We start from the raw sequence: 19293 nt of genomic DNA, 5'->3' as shown, positions 1-19293 counted from the left end.
ACCCGGCAGGGCGATGAGGGGCGGCGCCGACTTCGGCAAATGGTTTCCGCCACAGTCGAAAACTGCCATTGGCTGATGCGATCTGGCTTGACGACATCGTCAGGAACCGCGAACTCTTCGCCGCCGTCACTGCGGGAAGACTTTCATGAACAACCATCTGTTCGACGCCTTCCGGTCCCGGATGCCGGCGGCAGGCCGCCTGTTGATGGAAACCGATGACGGCCGCTCGCTCACCTATGGCGATATGCTGGCGCGATCGGCGCAGCTGGCGCACGCGCTTCTGCAGCTGGGTGTCGAACCGGGTGACCGGGTTGCCGTGCAGGTTGAGAAGAGCCCCGAGGCCGTCCTGCTCTATCTCGCTTGCCTGCGCGCCGGCGCCGTCTTCCTGCCGCTCAACACCGCCTACACACTGACCGAACTGGAGTACTTCTTCGGCGACGCCGGACCGCGGCTGGTCGTCTGCGATCCGGCAAGGGCAGCCGACATCGCTGCGCTGGCGCAAAAGACGGGCGCCGCCACCGTGACGCTCGGCAGCGACGGCGAGGGGTCGCTGACCGATCACGCCTCGCGGCTGCCGGCGGATTTTCGTGATGTGGCATGCGGGCCGGATGATCTCGCGGCAATCCTCTACACGTCGGGGACGACCGGTCGTTCGAAAGGCGCCATGCTCACCCACGAGAATCTCGCCTCGAATGCGCGGGTTTTGGTCGATCACTGGCGCTTCACCAGTGATGACGTGCTGATCCACGCGCTGCCGATCTTCCACACCCATGGCCTGTTCGTCGCCACCAACGTCGTCCTGATGGCCGGCGCTTCCATGCTGTTCGAGCGGAAATTCGACGCAGGCCGCATCGTCTCGCTGTTGCCGCGCGCCACTGCCCTGATGGGTGTGCCAACCTTCTATGTGCGCCTGTTGCAGCAGGAGGGTCTCGACGCCGAGGCGGCAAAAACCATACGCCTGTTCGTTTCCGGCTCGGCGCCGCTGCTGGCCGAAACGCACAAGGCCTGGCGCGAGCGCACCGGCCACGCGATCCTGGAACGCTACGGCATGACCGAGACCAACATGAACACCTCGAACCCTTATGACGGTGAGCGGCGCGCCGGAACGGTCGGCTTCCCCTTGCCCGGCGTCGCGCTGCGTATCGCCGATCCCGACACCGGCCGACCGCTTGCCGAGGGCGAGGTCGGCATGATCGAAGTGAAAGGCCCGAATGTTTTCGCTGGTTATTGGCGCATGCCGGAGAAGACCAAGGCGGAATTCCGCGCCGACGGCTTCTTCATATCAGGCGATCTCGGTATGGTCGACGCCTACGGCTATGTCCACATCGTCGGGCGCGGCAAGGACCTGATCATTTCCGGCGGCTACAACATCTATCCGAAGGAAGTCGAAAGCGAGATCGACGCGCTTGACGGGGTTTTGGAAAGCGCCGTCATCGGTGTCGCCCATCCGGACTTCGGCGAAGGCGTCACAGCTGTCGTCGTGCGCACGCCGACATCACGGATAACGGCTGCCGAGATCCTCGGCGCCATCGCCGGGCGTGTGGCAAAATACAAGCATCCGAAGCAGGTGATCTTCGTCGACGAACTGCCGCGCAACACGATGGGGAAGGTGCAGAAGAATCTTTTGCGCGAGGCCTATAAAGATCTCTACACTGCCGGCTAGGGAGCAATTCCAGGAAAGATATGAAACGGTTTTCTTGGAATTGCGTAAAAGCAAAGAGTTAGAGCGGTTCGGCGTTCCGTGAAACGGTGAACAGTTCTAGCGAACGCGGCGCTCCGGCATCAGCCGAATCCCGGCTCAGCCAGGGTATATCAGCTCGACGACATGATCGGCGATCGCCAGGCTCGCTGTCAGCCCAGGGCTCTCGATGCCGAACAGGTTGACGATCCGGCCGGCGCCATGGTCGGCTGGACCCTGGATCGAGAAATCGGCCGCCGGCTGGCCGGGGCCGGACAGTTTTGGCCGGATGCCGGCATAGGCCGGAAGCAGGGCACCGTCGCCAAGATCAGGCCAGTAGCGTCGGATCGCCGCGTAGAAGGCGGCGCTGCGGCCGGGGTCGACGGTGTAGTCCACGCTTTCGACCCATTCAACATCCGGACCGAAGCGCGCGCTGCCGGCAAGATCCAGGGTCAGATGCACGCCGAGCCCGCCATGGACCGGCACCGGATAAATCAGCCGCGAGAAGGGCGACCGGCTCGAGAGCGCAAAATAGTTGCCGCGCGCCAGCCACAGCGGTGGAACGAGGTCTTGCGGGAACCCCTCGATCCGGCGAGCCACGGACTGGGCATCGAGGCCAGCGGCGTTGATGAAGGCGCCGGCCTGCAACGCATAGGTCTCGCCCTCGGTATCCTGTGTGTCGATCCGGATCCCATCGGTTTCAACGGCTGCTCCGGCAACAGTGGTGAGGAAGGCGAAGGATGCACCAGCGGCCTCCGCATCGCCGCGCAACGACAGCATCAGCGCATGGCTGTCGACGATGCCGGTCGATGGTGAAAGCAACGCGCCGGCGCATTGCAGCGCGGGTTCGAGGCTCTCGGCCTCACCACGGGATAACAGTTCGAGGTCGCCAACCCCGCAACTTCGTGCGTTGTCCTGGATTGCCCGCAATCGGTCCAACTGGCCGGGCTCAACCGCAACGATCAATTTGCCGGTGCGCGCGTGAGCGACGTTGTGCTTACGGCAATAGGCATAAAGCCGTTCGCGTCCTTCGACACAGAGCCGGGCCTTCAGGCTTCCCGGCGCATAGTAGACGCCGGCATGGATGACTTCCGAATTGCGCGAGCTGGTGCCGGTGCCGACCGAGCCGGCCTGCTCGACCACCACCACTGCGCGACCCAACTGGGCGAGCGCCCTGGCGATGGCGAGCCCGACGACGCCTGCGCCAGCGATGACGCAATCGATGTCATGCATGACCTGATATCACCGAGCGTTTTCGGAGCCGGCCGCAAAAACCTTGTCGCCGCCGATCCAGACGCTTCTGATGTCGAGATTATCGGACAGCGCGACGATATCCGCCGCCGTGCCATTGGCGAAGCGTCCAAGCCGATGCGACTGGCCAATCGCTTGCGCCGGATAGAGCGAGGCCATGCGCAACGCCTCCGACAGGTCCAGTCCGACAATCCGGTGGACGTATCTAACAGCCGAGATCATGTCGAGATCCGCCCCGGCCAGCGTTCCGTCGGCAAGCCTCAGGCTGCCGTCCTTGCGATAGATGGTGCGGCCGTTCAGCGTGAATGAGGTCATGTCGGTGCCGATCGTCGCCATGGCGTCGCTGACCAGCACGACCTTGCCCGGTCCCTGCTTGGCGCGCAGGGCGATCTTGATGGTGGCGGGATCGACATGGATGCCGTCGGCGATGAGCCCGGCGGACAATGTGCCGATGTCGATGGCCGCGCCCGCCAGTCCGGGTTCGCGGTTGCCGATTTGGCTCATCGCGTTGAACAAATGGGTGACCATCGATGCACCGGCCTCGGCAAAGGTGCGGGCCGTGGCGTAGCCGGTGTTGGAATGGCCAAGGCTGACGACGATTCCGGCCTTGGCGAGTGCGGCGACGCGCCCCGGTTCGACGGATTCCGGTGCGATGGTGGTGAGCAGCACCGGCAGCTTTTGCCGCGCCGCGATAAGCATCGCCTGGTCGCCATCCGTCATCGGCCGGATCAGCGCCGGATCATGCGCGCCCTTGCGGGCGATCGACAGATGCGGGCCCTCGAGATGCAGGCCGAGGAAGCCCGGCACCTGCCGCAGCGCCGCTGCTTCGCCGGCAGCGACAGCGGCGGCGGTGATCGCGGGCGTGTCGGTGATCAGCGTCGGCAGCAGCGCCGTCGTGCCGAACGGCGCATGCGCGCGGCAGATGGTTTCGATCGAGGCGACGTCGGGATGGTCGTTGAGCATGACGCCGCCGCCGCCATTGACCTGCAGGTCGAGGAATCCCGGCGCCAGCATGACGCCGCCGGTGTCGACGACGCGAATATCGGAAGCAAGGGCGCCCGTGGGCAGGATGGCTTCGACGAGGCCATCACGCACGACAAGTGCCGCGCCTTCATGCCAGTCGTCGCCGTCGAAAATGCGGGCGCCAGTCAGGGCAAAGCGGGTGCTCATACGGTCTCCGTCACCTTGCGGAGATTGCGCGGTGTGTCCGGATCGAGGCCGCGATGGCGGGCAAAGGCCTCGACGAACATATAGAACGAGACGATCAGCGTCAGCGGATCCGTCAGCGAGTGGCCCGTGGCGACATGCGGCAGGCGCACGGCGCGATTGGCAAGTGCGGAGGTCACGAACACCGGCGCACCCTTGGCTGCCAGGCTGTCGGCGGCCTCGGCGATCGATGGCTCGGACGCGTCGCGCGCGGCCAGCGCCAGCACCGGAAAATCGGGGCCGATCAGCGCCAGCGGGCCGTGCATGACCTCGGCCGCACTGTATGCCTCGGCATGTATGCCGCAGGTTTCCTTGAATTTCAGCGCCGCCTCGTTGGCCATCGCTGCGGACGGGCCGCGGCCGAGGATGAACAGCGATTTCTGCTTCTCGATCGTCTCTGCCAGCACGCCCATCCAGTCGCAGGCGATCGCCTTGCCGAAATGCTCGGGCAAGCCGGCGAGCGCCGCGAGCAGCGCATCGTCGCCGGTGGCGTGCGCCATCAGGGCGAGCCCGGTTACGGCGGAATTGATGAAGGTCTTGGTTGCCGCCACGCTGCGCTCCGGCCCGGCCAGCATATCGATCGCATAGTCCGAGGCGCGCGCCAGCGGCGAATCGGCAGTGTTGGTGATGGCGATGGTCAGCGCACCACCGGCCCGCGCGGTCTCGGCCATGGCGACGATGTCGGGGCTCTTGCCCGATTGCGAGATCGCCAGGCAGGCCGAGCCGCCGAGTTTCAGCTTCCGGCCATAGATCGAAGCGATGGACGGACCGACCGAAGCGACAGCCAGGCCAGCGGTCAGCTCGACGGCATATTTCATGAAGGTGGCGGCATGGTCGGACGAGCCGCGCGCCACGGTGACCACAAATTGCGGGTCGCGTTCGCGAATACCGCGCCCGGCCTCGGAGAGCACGACGCCGGAGCCATCGAGCAGGCGGGCGACAGCCTGCGGGATCTCCTCGATCTCGCGCCGCATATGGGTCATCTCAGTAGACACGGTCGGCTCTGACGGCATGGTTGGCACTGTGCTCATGGTCGGGCCTCTTCGCTCGGCGCTGTCAGCCGCAATTCGGCGACGAAATCATAGGCGTCGCCCCTGTAGATGGAGCGGGTGAATTCGATCACCTTGCCGCTCGCCAGATAGGAAATACGTTCGATGTGCAGGCCGGCAATACCTGGCGGGACTTCGAGCAGGCGCGCATCGTCGTCGCCGAGATTGGCGGCGGAGATGCGCTGGACCGCCCGCACCGGCCGATTGCCGTTCGATTCCAGCGCCGCATAGAGCGAGGAGCCTATGGCGGCCGGGTCGGGCAGCACGCTGGCCGATAGCGACGCGCGCTCGATCGCCAGCGGCGTATCGTTGGCGATGCGCAGGCGTGCCACCCGCGCCACCAGTTCGCTCGATGACAGGCCGAGCACCATCATTTCATCGGGCGAGGGCGCGTAAAGGCCGCGGTCGAGCCAGGCAGAACGCACGGCCATGCCGCGCCGCGCCATGTCCTCGGTGAAGGAGGTCAGCCGCGACAGCGACTGCTCGACGCGCTCCATGCGTGGCGCCACGAACGTGCCGGAGCCGTGGCGCTGCACAAGAATGCCGCCCTTGACCAAATCCTGCACCGCCTTGCGAACGGTGACGCGCGAAATGTCGGCCTTGGTGGCGATGTCGCGCTCGGAGGGCAGCGCGTCGCCCGGGCCGATCAGGCCACGATTGACCGCGTCCTCGATGCTCTTGCGCAGCTGCAGATAGAGCGGCGCGCCGCTTTGCGACGACTGTTTCAGCGTGGCGAAGATCTGGTCGGCGGCATCGCTCATCGCGCCGCCTCCGCTGGTCCCGCGAAAAGGCGGACCGCCATCTGCACGGCGCCGCCCAGCGCGTCGTCGAGCGGCGGCTTCAGCAGCGCCCGGTAGCGCTGGGACAGGCGCGGGGCATAGAGCGGCGCCAGCCCGCCGAGCAGACAGAGCGGCGCGTCGTCCGCTAGGTCCAGCGCGCCGAGCGCGGCTTCGACGTCGGCGATTGCACGGTCGAGGATCCAGTTGGCGACGCTGTCGCCCTTTTCGGCATGCTCGAACACCTTGGGCGCGAAACCGCCGAAATCGCCGGGTTTGGCGTTGGTGGTGAATTCGACCACGTCCTCGGGATTGTTGCGGAAAACCGCGAGCATGCTCTGCGTCAGCGGCGAGCCCTCGCGGACGCCGTCATAGGCAAGCAGCGTCTGTTCGAGCAGGTCGCGGCCGATGCGGGCGCCGCTGCCTTGGTCGCCGACCTGAAAACCCCAGCCGCCGATGGCGCGCGACTTGCCGTTCCTGCGCGCCATATAAGCGGTGCCGGTGCCGAGGATCGCCATGGCGCCGTCGCCCGCGCCGACCGCCCCTTCGAGGGCGATCTCGGCGTCGGTCTCGACGCGGCTGATGCTGAACGGCAGGATCGCTTCGAGCTGCTGCCTATAGGTGCCGACATTGGCGCCGGCGAGGCCGAGAATGGCAGGGGTTTGCGGGACCAGGTCCGGGTCCTGCCCGGCGGCGAGGAACGCCTGCCGTGCAGCCTCGACGATGTTCGACCGGGCGCCGGTGAGATCGGTGCGGATATTGGCCGCGCCGCTTTTGGCGCGGCCGACGACAGTGCCGTCCACTGTTGCCAGGGCGGCCCTGCAGCTGGTGCCGCCGCCATCGATACCGAGCACGAAATTCAAGCGATTTCTCCTCCGGGCGGATAATACCAATAAAATACCAATAGCCAAGGGTTAATTTCCGTTTCAAGAAAATTAAGCCGCATTTCATTGGAAACTTTGCACATTTTGCCAGTTCGACGGTTTCCAGCTCGAGAATTCCTTAATGCGTGTGGACAAGTGGTATTTTTTTGGTATTGTTCCGATATCGGAGGAACCGGGATGGCCGAAACGCGCACCGAAGCGCTTCACAGAAATGCCGAAGGACTGGATATCCAGGCCCCGGAAACCATCCTTGCTTCGTTGGCCGACGCGCAGGTCGAAGCCGCGAAAGTCGTCCGCGCCGCTATCCCCTCCATAGCCGGAGCGGCCGAGATCATCGCCCGCAGCCTGAACAACGGCGGAAAGCTTGCCTATGCGGCCGCCGGCAGTTCGGGCCTGATGGCGCTTGCCGATGCGTTGGAACTGCCCGGCACGTTCGGCATCCGGCGCGACCGCATCGCCATCCTGATCGCCGGCGGCGACGAGGCTTTCAGGACGTTGGCCGGCGGCCCCGAGGATGACACCGAGGAGGCAGCGGCTGCCGTCGCCAACGCCGGTATCGGCAAGGGCGACTGTCTTATCGCCATTTCCGCCAGCGGCACGACGCCCTACGCGGTGCGCGCCGTCCAGGAAGCGCGCGGCCGGGGCGCCGCCACCATCGCCATCGCCAACAACCGCGATTCGCTTCTGCTGCGCCAGGCCGAAACCGCCATCCTGCTCGAAACACCGCCGGAGCTGATCGCCGGTTCGACACGCATGGGCGCCGGCACCGCGCAGAAGATCGCGCTCAACATGCTGTCGACATTGACCGCCGTTCATCTCGGCCATGTCCATGACGGCTACATGGTCAACCTCATGGCCGACAACATCAAGCTGCGCGACCGCGCGGCGCGCATCGTCGCCGCCATTACCGGGCACGACAAGGACGAGGCGGCGCGGCTGCTCGAAACGAGCGGCGGCGGCGTCAAGACCGCCATTTTGCTTGCCGCCGGCGCCGCCAGCGCCGATGCGGCTGAGAAACTACTGGAAGGAACCGGCCACAAATTGCGGCCGGCACTTTCCGCGATCGAGGGGAGCAAGGGGTCAAAAGCCTCCGTTCTCATCAAAACCGAACCTGAAAAAGGTCAACAGGGAGACTGAGCATGACAACGAAACTACTGACGGCACTGCTTCTGGGCACCAGCATTCTCGGCTCCGCCGGGGTGGCTTATGCCGAGGACGTAACGCTCAACATCGAGAGCTGGCGCGGCGACGACCTTGCCATCTGGAAGGACAAGCTGATCCCGGCTTTCGAAGCCAAGAACCCTGGCATCAAGGTGGTGTTCGCGCCATCGGCTCCGACCGAATATGATGCCGCACTTGGCGCCAAGCTCGCCGCCGGCTCGGCGGGCGACCTGATCACCTGCCGCCCGTTCGACAAGTCGCTTGAATTGTACAAGAAGGGCAACCTCGCCGATCTCTCGGCGCTGCCCGGCATGGAGAACTTCTCGCCGGTGGCCAAGTCCGCCTGGCAGACCGACGACGGCAAGGTGAGCTTCTGCGTACCGATGGCCTCCGTCATCCACGGCTTCATCTACAACAAGGACGCCTTCGACAAGCTCGGCATCAAGGTGCCGCAGACCCGCGACGAGTTCTTTGCGGCACTCGACAAGATCAAGGCCGACGGCACCTATATCCCGATGGCCATGGGCACCAAGGATCTCTGGGAAGCCGCGACCATGGGCTATCAGAACATCGGCCCCAATTATTGGAAGGGCGAGGAAGGCCGCGCCGCGCTGATCAAGGGCGAGCAGAAGCTGACCGACAAGGACTGGGTCGCGCCGTTTGAGGAACTGGCCAAGTGGAAGCCTTATCTCGGCGACGGCTTCGAAGCCCAGACCTATCCGGACAGCCAGAACCTGTTCACGCTCGGCCGCGCCGCCATCTACCCGGCCGGCTCATGGGAAATCGGCTTGTTCAACACCCAGGCCCAGTTCAAGATGGGCGCCTTCCCGCCGCCGGTCGAGAAGGCCGGCGACACGTGCTACATCTCCGACCATACCGATATCGGCATGGGCCTGAACGCGGCCTCGAAAAACGCCGATGCCGCCAAGACCTTCCTGTCCTGGGTGGCCTCGCCGGATTTCGCCACCATCTACGCCAACGCGCTGCCGGGCTTCTTCAGCCTGAACTCCGCGCCGGTGAAGATGGAAGACCCGCTGGCGCAGGAATTCGTCTCCTGGCGCGGCAAGTGCAAGTCGACGATCCGCTCGACCTATCAGATCCTGTCGCGCGGCACGCCGAACCTCGAGAACGAGACCTGGGTTGAATCGGCCAACGTCATCAACGGCACCGATACGCCCGAAGCTGCCGCCAAGAAGCTGCAGACCGGTCTCGACAGCTGGTATCATCCGGCGAAGTAAGAGCTCCGGCTGAGCGCTGCTTATCTCCCCCCTCGAGGGGGAGATGTCGCCAAAGGCGACAGAGGGGGTCGGTGGAGGCAGGCCGCGACCTGATCGCTGCTGGGAAGCACGGTCAAATGTCGATGGCGCGCTGCCTTGACCGACCCCACCCGCCTCGCTTCGCGAGGCACCCTCCCCTCAAGGGGGAGGGAGGCGCCGCGCCTTTAGCGGTATTCTCCAAGACCTGATCGGCGGGGACCGAACTCATGGCCACAGATATCAGACCGAAGAGACCGTTCCGTTGGCACATCGGCGTCTTCCTGGCGCCGGCGGTGCTCGTCTATACGGCGATCATGATCCTGCCGCTGGCAGGAACTTTGCAGCTGTCGCTGTTCCGCAACATCGAGCAGTCCCAGGTCTTCGTCGGGCTGGCAAATTTTCGCACGCTGTTCGGCGATCCGAACTGGTCGGTGGGTTTCTGGAACGCGCTACGAAACAACGTCTGGTTCTTCATCATCCACATGCTGGTGCAGAACCCGATCGGCGTCATGCTGGCGGCTCTGCTGTCCAGCCCAAGACTGAGATTCGCGGCCTTCTACCGCACGGCGATTTTCGTGCCGACCATCCTGTCCTTCGTCATCGTCGGCTTCGCCTGGAAGCTGATCCTGTCGCCGCTATGGGGCGTGGCGCCGCATATGATGGACCTGGTCGGCCTCAAAAGCCTGTTCACGCCATGGCTCGGCAAGGAGCAATATGCGCTGACCGCGCTCAGCCTGATCTCGGTTTGGCAGTTCGTCGGCATCCCGATGATGCTGATCTACGCAGCCCTGCTGTCGATCCCCGAAGAGGTGATCGAGGCGGCCGAATGCGATGGCATCACCGGCCTGTCGCAGTTCTGGAAGATCAAGCTGCCGCTGATCCTGCCGTCGATCGGCATCATCTCGATCCTCACCTTCGTCGGCAATTTCAACGCCTTCGACCTGATCTACACCGCGCAAGGCGCGCTCGCCGGACCGAACTATTCGACCGACATTCTCGGCACCTTCCTCTACCGCGCCTTCTTCGGCTTCCAGCTGCAGGTCGGCGACCCCAACATGGGTGCTGCGATCGCGACGATGATGTTCCTGATCATCCTCGGCGGCGTCTGCGTCTACCTCTTCCTCGTGCAGACGCGCCTGCGTCGCTACCAGTTCTGAGGGTCGGAGATGTCACGGCTGAACACCCCCCTCTGGCCTGCCCGTCCTCCGCAGCTGCAGCGCAGATGCTGCGGAGGGTGGACCGGCCATCTCCCCCGCAAGGCGCCTCATCAGGAGACGTCCCAATGAGCACCGCGACCCATTCCCTGCCCCGCACCATCGGCGCCCATGCGATCTTGTTGACCTATACGGCGATCGCATTGTTTCCGGTGATCCTCGTCATCATGAATTCGTTTAAATCCCGCGCCGGCATTTTTGGCGCGCCGCTGACGCCGCCGACGCCCAAGACTTTCGACCTGATCGGCTACACCACGGTCATCGGCCAGGGCGATTTCATCCACTATTTCCAGAACAGCTTCGTCGTCACCGTCGCTTCCCTGTTCTTCGTGCTGTTGTTCGGCGCCATGGCCGCGTTTGCCCTATCGGAATACCGGTTTCGCGGCAATTCGCTGATGGGGCTCTACCTGGCGCTCGGCATCATGATCCCGATCCGGCTGGGCACCGTCGCCATCCTGCAATTGATGGTGGCGAGCGGGCTGGTCAACACGCTGACGGCGCTGATCCTGGTCTACACCGCGCAGGGCCTGCCGCTCGCCGTCTTCATCCTGTCGGAATTCATGAAGCAGGTGTCCGACGATTTGAAGAACGCCGGCCGCATCGACGGGCTCTCAGAATACACGATCTTCTTCCGCCTGGTGCTGCCGCTGGTGCGGCCATCGATGGCGACGGTCGCCGTCTTCACCATGATCCCGATCTGGAACGATCTCTGGTTCCCGCTGATCCTGGCGCCGTCGGAAGAGACCAAGACAGTGACGCTCGGCGCGCAATTGTTCCTCGGCCAGTTCGTCACCAACTGGAACGCCATCCTGGCCGCCCTGTCGCTGGCGATCATGCCGGTGCTGATCCTCTACGTCATCTTCTCGCGGCAACTGATCCGCGGCATCACGTCGGGAGCCGTCAAGTGAGTTCGCAAAGCCCCCTTCGCGTCGTCGTCGCCGGCATCGGCAATATGGGGCGCAGCCATGCGTTGGCCTACCACACCAATCCGGGCTTCGAGATCGCGGCCCTGGTCAACCGCTCCGACGTGCCGTTGCCTGAAGGGCTCTCCGGCTATGCCATCCGTCGTTCCTTCGACGAAACCCTGCGCGATGAAAAACCCGATGTCGCCTGCATTGCCACCTATTCCGACAGCCATGCAGACTATGCGGTGAAGGCGTTCGAAGCCGGCTGCCATGTCTTCGTCGAAAAACCGCTGGCAACGACGGTGGCCGATGCCAAGCGCGTCGTCGCGGCGGCCAAGGCCAACGGCAAGAAGCTGGTGATCGGCTACATCCTGCGCCATCACCCGTCCTGGATCAGGCTGATCGCCGAGGCGCGCAAGCTCGGCGGCCCTTACGTCTTTCGCATGAACCTCAACCAGCAATCCTCAGGCCCCACCTGGGAGACGCACAAGCAGCTAATGCAGACGACCTCGCCGATCGTCGATTGCGGCGTTCACTATCTGGACGTGATGCTGCAGATCACCGACGCCAAGCCGGTCGAGGTGCGCGGCATGGGTGTGCGGCTGACGCAAGACGTCGCGCCGTCGATGTACAATTATGGCCATCTGCAGGTGCTGTTCGACGACGGCTCGGTCGGCTGGTACGAAGCCGGCTGGGGTCCGATGATTTCGGAGACGGCCTTCTTCGTGAAGGACGTCATCTCGCCGAACGGCTGCGTGTCGATCGTCATGAAAGAAGGCGTCAAGTCCGACGATATCGACACCCACACCAAGACCTCGACCATCCGCCTGCACAGCGCGGCAACCGGCGCGGACGGCAAGTTCGCCAAAGCCGACGAAATGCTGTCGATGGCAGGCGAACCTGGCCACCAGGACCTCTGCGACCTCGAACAGGCTTTTGTCCTCAAGGCGATCCGCGAGGACATGGATCTCACCAAGCACATGGACGACGCGGTGAAATCGCTCGCGGTCTGTCTCGCTGCCGACGAGAGCGTGCGTAGCGGAAAGGCGGTGCGGTTGTGAGTGCGGAATTATTCTTGGGAATTGCGCTCTACGGCGCCCCCCTCTGGCCTGCCGGCCATCTCCCCCTCAAGGGGGGAGATCAGCTGTCGGCACTGCCTTCGCCAATCACCGAGGTCGAAAAAAGCGCTGCGGCGTCAAAGCTGCCAATCTCCCCCCTTGAGGGGGAGATGGCCGGCAGGCCAGAGGGGGGTGCATTCGCGCCCACATTCCAATCCGGAGGATCGCCGTGGGCTCGCTGAAGATCGAGAATGTGAAGAAGGCCTTCGGTCCGGTCGAGGTGCTGAAGGGCATTGACCTCGAAGTGACGGATGGCGAATTCGTCGTCTTCGTCGGGCCCTCGGGCTGCGGCAAGTCGACCTTGCTCAGGGTGATCGCCGGGCTGGAGGATTCGACCTCGGGCCGGGTGGTCATCGATGGCGGGGATGTGTCCGCCACGCCGCCGGCCAAACGCGGTATCGCCATGGTGTTCCAGACCTACGCGCTTTACCCGCATCTGACGGTGAAGAACAATATGGGCCTTGGCCTCAAGCAGGCCGGCACTCCGGCGCCCGAGATCGACCGCCGCATCGGTATCGCCTCGTCGATGCTGTCGCTGGAGCCCTATCTGGAAAGGCGGCCGGCCGAACTCTCGGGAGGCCAGCGCCAGCGCGTCGCCATCGGCCGCGCGGTGGTGCGCGAGCCCAAGCTGTTTCTCTTCGACGAACCACTGTCGAACCTGGACGCGGCGCTGCGCGTCAACACGCGGCTGGAAATCGCCCAGCTGCATCGCCGCCTGAAGGCAACAATGATCTACGTCACCCACGACCAGGTCGAGGCGATGACGCTCGCCGACAAGATCGTCGTGCTCAATGCCGGCCGGATAGAGCAGATCGGCGGGCCCATGGAGCTCTACAATTCGCCGGCAAATGAATTTGTCGCCGGATTCATCGGCTCGCCGAAGATGAATTTTGTCGACGGCGCCCGTCTCGGCGAAACCGCCAAGACCATCGGCGTGCGGCCGGAGCATCTGACCGTCGATCCGAAGTCCGGCGCCTGGAAGGGCACGGTGGTGCACGCCGAGCATCTCGGCGCCGACACCAATCTCTATCTCGACTGCGAGAAGGCCGGACTGATCACCGTACGGATTTTCGGAGTCTATGATGCTGAGCCGGGCGCGACGCTGTACGCGACGCCGGATCCGGCGAAGACCTATCGGTTTGGGATGGATGGAAGGGTGCTGAAGTAGATACACGGCGCTTCTCCCTTCCTCTCCCTCCGGAGGGGGGAGAGGTGGCGCCGCGAAGCGGCGACGGAGTGGGGGAAGGCGGTCCTCAAATGCGCCGCCCTGGCAACTCACCACAGGGTCTCGATCTAGGCGAGGCATCGCCCCGGCTTGACGTAAACAACGGAGCAAGGTCGACCCCCACTCCGTCGAGCTTCGCTCGCCACCTCTCCCCCGATCGACGGGGTAGAGGAAGGGCGCGAAACCGTCTTCTCTCCTTCAGAGCACCACAAGGAGAGAACGGAGAAGTTGCGCCTACGCGTCAGCCCTAAACGTCTGCTTCTGCTGGCCGAGCCCTTCGATACCGAGTTCCACAACATCGCCCGCCTTCAAGAACACCGGCGGCTTCATGCCGAGCCCGACACCGGGCGGGGTGCCGGTGGAGATGATGTCGCCGGGGTGCAGCGACATGAATTGGCTGAGATAGGATACCAGATACGCCACGCCGTAGACCATGGTCCTGGTCGAGCCGTTCTGCATGGTCTTGCCGTTGACCGTCAGCCACATTTTGATGTTCTGCGGGTCGGCCACCTCGTCCTTGGTCACCAGCCAGGGGCCGATCGGACCGAACGTGTCGCAGGACTTGCCCTTGGTCCACTGGCCTTGCCGCTCGGCCTGGAAGGCGCGTTCGGAGACGTCGTGCGCCACGCAATAGCCGGCGACGTAATCCAGCGCATCGGCTTCGCTGACATACTTCGCCGTCTTGCCGATGACCACGCCGAGTTCGACTTCCCAATCGGTCTTCACCGAACCGCGCGGGATCAGCACGTCGTCGTCCGGCCCGACGATCGCCGAGCTTGCCTTCATGAAGATGATCGGCTCCGGCGGCACGGTGGCGCCGGTCTCGGCGGCGTGGTCGGAATAATTGAGGCCGATGCAGATGAACTTGCCGGTGCCGGCAACGCAGGCGCCGATGCGGGGCTTGCCGGAAACCGCCGGCAGCGACTTCGGATCGAGCTTCGCCAGCGTCGCCAGCGATGCCGGATCGAGCGCCTTGCCGCCGATGTCGGCGACGTGGCCGGTAAGATCACGGACCGTTCCATCCGCATCGAGCAGGCCGGGGCGTTCGCTTCCCGCCTCGCCATAGCGCAGCAGCTTCATGGTATGTCTCCTCAGTCAGATTGGTTCAGATCGACCAGCCACCGTCGATATTATAAGCCTGCCCGGACGTATAGGTGGCGCCGGCCAGATAGACGGCGAGATCGGCGATTTCCTCCGGGGTGCCGAGCCGGCCCATCGGCTGGCGGGCGATGAAGGCGGCGCGGGCCGCTTCATAATCGCCCTGCGCATGCATGCGGTCCTCCAGCGACGGGCTCTCGACCGTGCCGGGACAGATGGCGTTACAGCGTATGCCCTTGCCGACATAATCGGCGGCGATTGCCTTGGTCAGGCCGACCACCGCGGCCTTAGTGACGCCATAAGCGAAACGGTTCGGCACGCCCTTGGTCGAGCCGGCCAGCGACGCCATGTTGATGATCGAGCCATCGCCGCGCTCTAGCATGCCGGGCAAGACGGCACGGATCGTGCGGATCATGGCGCGGACATTGAGATTGAAGGCGAAATCGAGATCGGCATCCTTCATTTCGAGGATCGAGCCGGAGTGGACGAAACCGGCGCAGTTGAACAGCACGTCGACGGCACCGATTTCGGCAAAGGCGGCGTTGACGGCCTCGTCGTTGAGCACGTCCAGCTTGCAGGTCTGGATGCCGGAGTCCCTGGCCAGTTCCTCCAGCAGCGTCTCGTTGATGTCGGTGGCGTAGACGGTGGCACCAGCCTTGGCGAAGGCCAGCGCGCTCGCCTTGCCGATGCCTTGCGCCGCTGCTGTGACGACAACGACCTTGCTTGCCAGATCCGCCATGTTTTTCTCCTCCTGGGTCATCTGGCGTTATCGGCGGCCGGCCGGGGCGTCATGTGCCAGTCAGGCGCCACTATGCGGCCTGCGCCGCGTCAGTTCACAGATAAAGATGTTTTTTCTCGTTAAAGAACATGCTTCCGGGCGTCAAGCCCGAACGCGATCACCGTAGCCGCAGCAGCGTACATACTCAGTCTCCGTAAGGCACCCAAACGTTTTTCACCTCGACGGCGCGCCGCAGGAAAGCATCGCCGGCCGCCTCGTCGGATGCCCAGTCGAGGCTGCGGCCATTGCCGCTCCAGACGCGCTTGAGGTTGCCTACGGACTCGGCTTCCGCCTTGGCGCAGGTCTCCGCATCGGCGAACACCCACAGCCCGTCGACATCGTCGTGCTTGGCCAGCACGCCGGCGAGTTCCGCCGTGCGGCCGGTGACGATGTTGATGGCGCCGGCCGGCACGTCGGAATATTCGATGACCTGATAGAGGTCGGTGGCCAGCAGCGGATAGCGCTCGGAGGGCACGGCGATCACCGTGTTGCCCATGGCCAGCGCCGGCGCAACCAGCGAGATCAGGCCGAGCAGCGGCGATGTATCGGGCGCGACGATCCCGACGACGCCGACCGGCTCGTGCAGCGCCAGTGTCACGGCACGGGCCGGCGGCTGGTGCACACGGCCTTCGAACTTGTCGGCAAGACCGGCATAGAGGAACAGCCGCTCGATCGACTGCTCAACCTCGTCGCGCGCCGCCTTGGCGCTGGTGCCGGTCAGTTCCGTCAGGCGAGCAGCGAACTCGCTTGCACGGCCGGAAAGGTTCTCGGCCAGATAATACAGCACCTGGGAACGGTTGTAGGCGGTCGCTTCCGGCCAGGCTTTACAGGCGCGGGCGGCTGAAACGGCGTCGCGGATGTCCTTGCGACTGCCGAGCCCGACCTCGCCCGCCAGCTTGCCCTTCGCGGTGGCGACCGCCAGTGAATAGTTGCCGTCCGGCCGTACCTGCTTGCCGCCGATGAAAAGTTTGGCGGTGCGATCGATCGCCGCGCCGTCGGCCTGCTCGACAGGCTGCGCGGATGTCGTCGCCGGCTTGATCACCGGACCGAGCGGCAGTTTTGCCAAGAGATATTCGAACATGCCCTCGCGCCCGCCTTCCCGACCGAAACCGCTCTCGCGGTAGCCGCCGAAGCCGCAGGCGGCATCGAACATATTGGTGCCGTTGATCCAGACGACGCCGGCCTTCAATTGCGGCGCAACGTGGAGAGCGAGATTGACGTTCTCGCTCCACACGGAGGCGGCCAAGCCGTAGCGGGTGTTGTTGGCGAGCTCGATCGCTTCCTCGGTGTTGCGGAAGGTCATGGTCGCGAGCACCGGGCCGAAGACCTCTTCCTGGGCCAGAATGTTAGCCGGCGAAACGCCAGTAGCGAGCGTCGGCAGGTGATAGTAGCCGGAAGATGGCAGTGTTGCATCCGGCTGCCAGCAGACCGCGCCCTGCCGGGCGCCTTCGGCGACCAGGCTCTTGACGCGGTCAAGCTGGGTAGCGTCGACCAACGGGCCGATATCTGTGTTCTTGTCGAGCGGGCTGCCGACGCGCAGCCGGCTCATTCTGGCCTTGACCTTGGCGATCAGCGCTTCGGCGATGCCTTCCTGGACCAGAAGCCGCGAACCGGCGCAGCAGACCTGGCCCTGGTTGAACCAGATGCCATCGACCAGGCCTTCGACGGCGCTGTCGAGATCGGCATCCTCGAAAACGATGAAGGCCGACTTGCCGCCGAGCTCCAGCGACAGTTTTTTGCCCGATCCAGCCGTGGCTTTCCGGATGATCTTGCCCACTTCCGAAGAACCGGTGAAGGCGATCTTCTGGATGCCGGGGTGGTTGACGATGGCCGCGCCCGCTTCCGGTCCGCCCTGCACGATGTTGACGACGCCTTTCGGCACGCCGGCGCGTTCACAGATTTCGGCGAACAGGATTGATGTCAGCGGCGTAAACTCGGCCGGTTTCAGTATCACCGTGCAGCCGGCGGCGAGCGCCGGCGCGATCTTCCAGGCCAGCATCAGCAGCGGAAAATTCCACGGAATGATCTGGCCGACGACGCCGACGCCCTTGTGGCCGGGGAAATCCCTGTCCAGCGCCTGCGCCCAGCCGGCATGGTGGATGAAATGGCGGATGGCCAGCGGCACGTCGATGTCTCGGCTTTCGCGGATCGGCTTGCCATTGTCGATTGTCTCAAGCACCGCGAACAGGCGCTGGTGGCGCTGCATGGCGCGGCCGATGGCGTAAAGCACTTTCGCGCGCTGGTAGCCCGAAGAGGCCGACCATTTCGGCAGCGCCTTGGCGGCCGCCGCGACCGCGGCGTCGATATCGGCGGCGTTGGCATCCGAGACCTTGGCCAGCAGCCCGCCGGATGACGGTTCGCTGGTATCGAACGTCTTGTCGCCGGAAGCGGCTTTCCAGTCGCCGCCGATGAACAGTGCCTTGGAAAAATCGCGCGCGGCAAGCCAGGCATCCGCCTCGTTGCGGGCCTCCGGCGCCGGGCCGTATTCCATGGCGTGATAGCGTTCGAGGATGTTCATCAGGTGCCTCCTTCACCTCCCGCTTGTGGGGAGGGATCGATCGGCAAGGCCGATCGGGGGTGGGGGATGGGGCGCTCACGCCATGGCGTGGCGATGATTGGCCGAATAATGCCCGGTCAGATGATGCTCGAGCTGCCGCTCGATGTCGGTCAGAAGGCTCGACGCGCCGAAGCGGAACAAGGTCGGCTCCAGCCACGGCCGGCCGAGCTCTTCCTTCATCAGCACCAGCCAATCGAGCGAGGCTTTTGCGGTTGAAATGCCGCCGGCGGGTTTGAAGCCGATGAGATAACCCGTCTCCTCGAAATAGGCCCTGATGGCGCGCACCATGGCCAGCCCAACCGGCAGCGTGGCGTTGACGCTTTCCTTGCCGGTCGAGGTCTTGATGAAGTCGGCGCCGGCCATCATCGCCACCATCGAGGCCAGCATGACATTGCGCAGCGTGGCGAGGTCGCCGGTGCCGAGAATGACCTTCAGATGCGCATCGCCGCAGGCGGCACGCATCGAGACGATCTCATTGTAGAGCTCGCGCCATTTGGCGCCGAACACCAGGCCGCGTGGAATGACTACGTCGATCTCGTCGGCGCCGTCCTTCACCGAGGCCTCTATTTCCTGCAGGCGGGTGGAGAGCGGCGCAAGGCCATGCGGGAAGGCTGTGGAGACGGCGGCGACATGGATACCGGTGCCGCGCACGGCGTCGACAGCGGTGGCGACGAAGGGGTGGTAGACGCAGATCGCGGCCGGGCGGATGATTTCGCCGGAAATGCCGAGACCCTCGACGATGTCGCGGCGGAACGGGTTGATCGCCTTGGCGCAGAGCCGGCGCACGCGCTCCTCGGTGTCGTTGGAGTTCAGCGTCGTCAAATCCATGCAGGCGACGGCGCGCAGCAGCCAGGCCGCCTGGTTGTCGGCCTTGATCGAGCGCCGCTTGGTGAGGCTGGCGACGCGCCGTTCCAGCGCCGAGCGGTTGACGCTGCGTACCGATTCCATGAAGCCGAGGTCGAGCTTCATGCCGGGGTTGCGCGCGATGCGGTGGTCCAGCGGGATGGGGGTGTTGGCGGCGGCACGCGCAGGCAGCGGCGTCACCTTGGACGAGCCAAGCTCGGCTTCGCGGATTGTGCTGCTCATCTCCTGCCCTTTCATTCAGCGACGTGCGCCGAAGATAGCCCGTGAATTGAC

General features: G+C 64.4%; 16 protein-coding genes. 7 read left to right on the top strand and 9 right to left on the bottom strand.

The window, feature by feature from the left end:
• Window positions 1-145: 145 nt before the first annotated feature.
• Complete coding sequence (locus NKJ26_RS08010) at window positions 146-1663, top strand: malonate--CoA ligase (RefSeq protein WP_352694842.1); 1518 nt, start codon at window positions 146-148, stop codon at window positions 1661-1663.
• Between the two features lie 135 nt (window positions 1664-1798).
• Here the strand turns inward: NKJ26_RS08010 and NKJ26_RS08005 are convergent, their stop codons facing one another.
• Genes NKJ26_RS08005 through NKJ26_RS07985 form a run of 5 tightly spaced genes read right to left on the bottom strand, consistent with a single transcriptional unit; the run spans window position 1799 to window position 6823 of the window.
• A complete protein-coding gene (locus NKJ26_RS08005) occupies window positions 1799-2911 on the bottom strand; it encodes an NAD(P)/FAD-dependent oxidoreductase (protein WP_352694841.1) in 1113 nt (370 codons plus the stop codon).
• 9 nt (window positions 2912-2920) lie between these two features.
• Window positions 2921-4099: an N-acetylglucosamine-6-phosphate deacetylase gene (gene nagA, locus NKJ26_RS08000; RefSeq protein WP_352694840.1), complete on the bottom strand. Its 1179-nt coding sequence runs from the start codon at window positions 4097-4099 to the stop codon at window positions 2921-2923.
• Window positions 4096-5109 carry an SIS domain-containing protein gene (locus NKJ26_RS07995; RefSeq protein WP_502903094.1) on the bottom strand — a complete coding sequence of 338 codons (1014 nt, stop codon included), beginning with the start codon at window positions 5107-5109 and terminating at the stop codon, window positions 4096-4098. The genes nagA and NKJ26_RS07995 overlap by 4 nt, the downstream gene beginning before the upstream one ends.
• Window positions 5110-5162: 53 nt before the next feature.
• On the bottom strand, window positions 5163-5945 hold the full coding sequence (locus NKJ26_RS07990) for a GntR family transcriptional regulator (protein WP_352694838.1): 783 nt from the start codon (window positions 5943-5945) through the stop codon (window positions 5163-5165).
• Window positions 5942-6823 carry a glucosamine kinase nucleotide-binding domain-containing protein gene (locus NKJ26_RS07985; protein WP_352694837.1) on the bottom strand — a complete coding sequence of 294 codons (882 nt, stop codon included), beginning with the start codon at window positions 6821-6823 and terminating at the stop codon, window positions 5942-5944. Before NKJ26_RS07985 ends, NKJ26_RS07990 begins: the two co-directional genes overlap by 4 nt.
• 198 nt (window positions 6824-7021) lie before the next feature.
• Between NKJ26_RS07985 and NKJ26_RS07980 the strand changes: the two genes are divergently transcribed.
• The 6 genes from NKJ26_RS07980 (at window position 7022) to NKJ26_RS07955 (ending at window position 13666) form a co-directional block, all read left to right on the top strand.
• Window positions 7022-7981: an N-acetylmuramic acid 6-phosphate etherase gene (locus NKJ26_RS07980; RefSeq protein WP_352694836.1), complete on the top strand. Its 960-nt coding sequence runs from the start codon at window positions 7022-7024 to the stop codon at window positions 7979-7981.
• Window positions 7982-7983: 2 nt separating this feature from the next.
• Window positions 7984-9243, top strand: coding sequence for an ABC transporter substrate-binding protein (locus tag NKJ26_RS07975; protein WP_352603347.1), 1260 nt, complete (start codon window positions 7984-7986; stop codon window positions 9241-9243).
• A gap of 245 nt (window positions 9244-9488) precedes the next feature.
• A complete protein-coding gene (locus tag NKJ26_RS07970; protein ID WP_352603349.1) occupies window positions 9489-10418 on the top strand; it encodes a carbohydrate ABC transporter permease in 930 nt (309 codons plus the stop codon).
• A gap of 125 nt (window positions 10419-10543) precedes the next feature.
• Complete coding sequence (locus NKJ26_RS07965) at window positions 10544-11383, top strand: carbohydrate ABC transporter permease (RefSeq protein WP_352694835.1); 840 nt, start codon at window positions 10544-10546, stop codon at window positions 11381-11383.
• The gene (locus tag NKJ26_RS07960) at window positions 11380-12441 is read left to right on the top strand and encodes a Gfo/Idh/MocA family protein (protein ID WP_352694834.1); all 1062 of its coding nucleotides are present in this window, start codon (window positions 11380-11382) and stop codon (window positions 12439-12441) included. The genes NKJ26_RS07965 and NKJ26_RS07960 overlap by 4 nt, the downstream gene beginning before the upstream one ends.
• 226 nt (window positions 12442-12667) lie before the next feature.
• Complete coding sequence (locus NKJ26_RS07955) at window positions 12668-13666, top strand: ABC transporter ATP-binding protein (protein WP_352603355.1); 999 nt, start codon at window positions 12668-12670, stop codon at window positions 13664-13666.
• Window positions 13667-13957: 291 nt separating this feature from the next.
• On the opposite strand, the gene NKJ26_RS07950 is transcribed toward NKJ26_RS07955, so the two are convergent.
• The 4 genes from NKJ26_RS07950 to deoC form a co-directional block, all read right to left on the bottom strand.
• A complete protein-coding gene (locus tag NKJ26_RS07950; RefSeq protein WP_352694833.1) occupies window positions 13958-14803 on the bottom strand; it encodes a fumarylacetoacetate hydrolase family protein in 846 nt (281 codons plus the stop codon).
• A gap of 25 nt (window positions 14804-14828) precedes the next feature.
• Window positions 14829-15560 carry an SDR family oxidoreductase gene (locus NKJ26_RS07945; protein WP_352694832.1) on the bottom strand — a complete coding sequence of 244 codons (732 nt, stop codon included), beginning with the start codon at window positions 15558-15560 and terminating at the stop codon, window positions 14829-14831.
• Window positions 15561-15744: 184 nt separating this feature from the next.
• The gene (locus tag NKJ26_RS07940; RefSeq protein ID WP_352694830.1) at window positions 15745-18117 is read right to left on the bottom strand and encodes an aldehyde dehydrogenase family protein; all 2373 of its coding nucleotides are present in this window, start codon (window positions 18115-18117) and stop codon (window positions 15745-15747) included.
• 75 nt (window positions 18118-18192) lie between these two features.
• Entirely contained in the window at window positions 18193-19242 is a 1050-nt protein-coding gene (gene deoC / locus NKJ26_RS07935) for a deoxyribose-phosphate aldolase (protein ID WP_352694829.1), read from the bottom strand.
• Between the last annotated feature and the right edge of the window lie 51 nt (window positions 19243-19293).

Source organism: Mesorhizobium sp. M0152 (assembly GCF_040322415.1).
In the GTDB taxonomy this organism is placed as follows: domain Bacteria; phylum Pseudomonadota; class Alphaproteobacteria; order Rhizobiales; family Rhizobiaceae; genus Mesorhizobium.
The sequence above is the reverse complement of the archived record's forward strand: the minus strand, read 5'-3'. Positions and strand labels throughout refer to the sequence as shown.

What these genes read in the sequence shown, in the direction of transcription:
- NKJ26_RS08010 (WP_352694842.1), top strand. Translation starts at nt 146, where the DNA reads ATGAACAACCATCTGTTCGACGCCTTCCGGTCCCGGATGCCGGCGGCA.
- NKJ26_RS08005 (WP_352694841.1), bottom strand. Translation starts at nt 2,911, where the DNA reads ATGCATGACATCGATTGCGTCATCGCTGGCGCAGGCGTCGTCGGGCTC.
- nagA (WP_352694840.1), bottom strand. Translation starts at nt 4,099, where the DNA reads ATGAGCACCCGCTTTGCCCTGACTGGCGCCCGCATTTTCGACGGCGAC.
- NKJ26_RS07995 (WP_502903094.1), bottom strand. Translation starts at nt 5,109, where the DNA reads ATGCGGCGCGAGATCGAGGAGATCCCGCAGGCTGTCGCCCGCCTGCTC.
- NKJ26_RS07990 (WP_352694838.1), bottom strand. Translation starts at nt 5,945, where the DNA reads ATGAGCGATGCCGCCGACCAGATCTTCGCCACGCTGAAACAGTCGTCG.
- NKJ26_RS07980 (WP_352694836.1), top strand. Translation starts at nt 7,022, where the DNA reads ATGGCCGAAACGCGCACCGAAGCGCTTCACAGAAATGCCGAAGGACTG.
- NKJ26_RS07975 (WP_352603347.1), top strand. Translation starts at nt 7,984, where the DNA reads ATGACAACGAAACTACTGACGGCACTGCTTCTGGGCACCAGCATTCTC.
- NKJ26_RS07970 (WP_352603349.1), top strand. Translation starts at nt 9,489, where the DNA reads ATGGCCACAGATATCAGACCGAAGAGACCGTTCCGTTGGCACATCGGC.
- NKJ26_RS07965 (WP_352694835.1), top strand. Translation starts at nt 10,544, where the DNA reads ATGAGCACCGCGACCCATTCCCTGCCCCGCACCATCGGCGCCCATGCG.
- NKJ26_RS07950 (WP_352694833.1), bottom strand. Translation starts at nt 14,803, where the DNA reads ATGAAGCTGCTGCGCTATGGCGAGGCGGGAAGCGAACGCCCCGGCCTG.
- NKJ26_RS07945 (WP_352694832.1), bottom strand. Translation starts at nt 15,560, where the DNA reads ATGGCGGATCTGGCAAGCAAGGTCGTTGTCGTCACAGCAGCGGCGCAA.
- NKJ26_RS07940 (WP_352694830.1), bottom strand. Translation starts at nt 18,117, where the DNA reads ATGAACATCCTCGAACGCTATCACGCCATGGAATACGGCCCGGCGCCG.
- deoC (WP_352694829.1), bottom strand. Translation starts at nt 19,242, where the DNA reads ATGAGCAGCACAATCCGCGAAGCCGAGCTTGGCTCGTCCAAGGTGACG.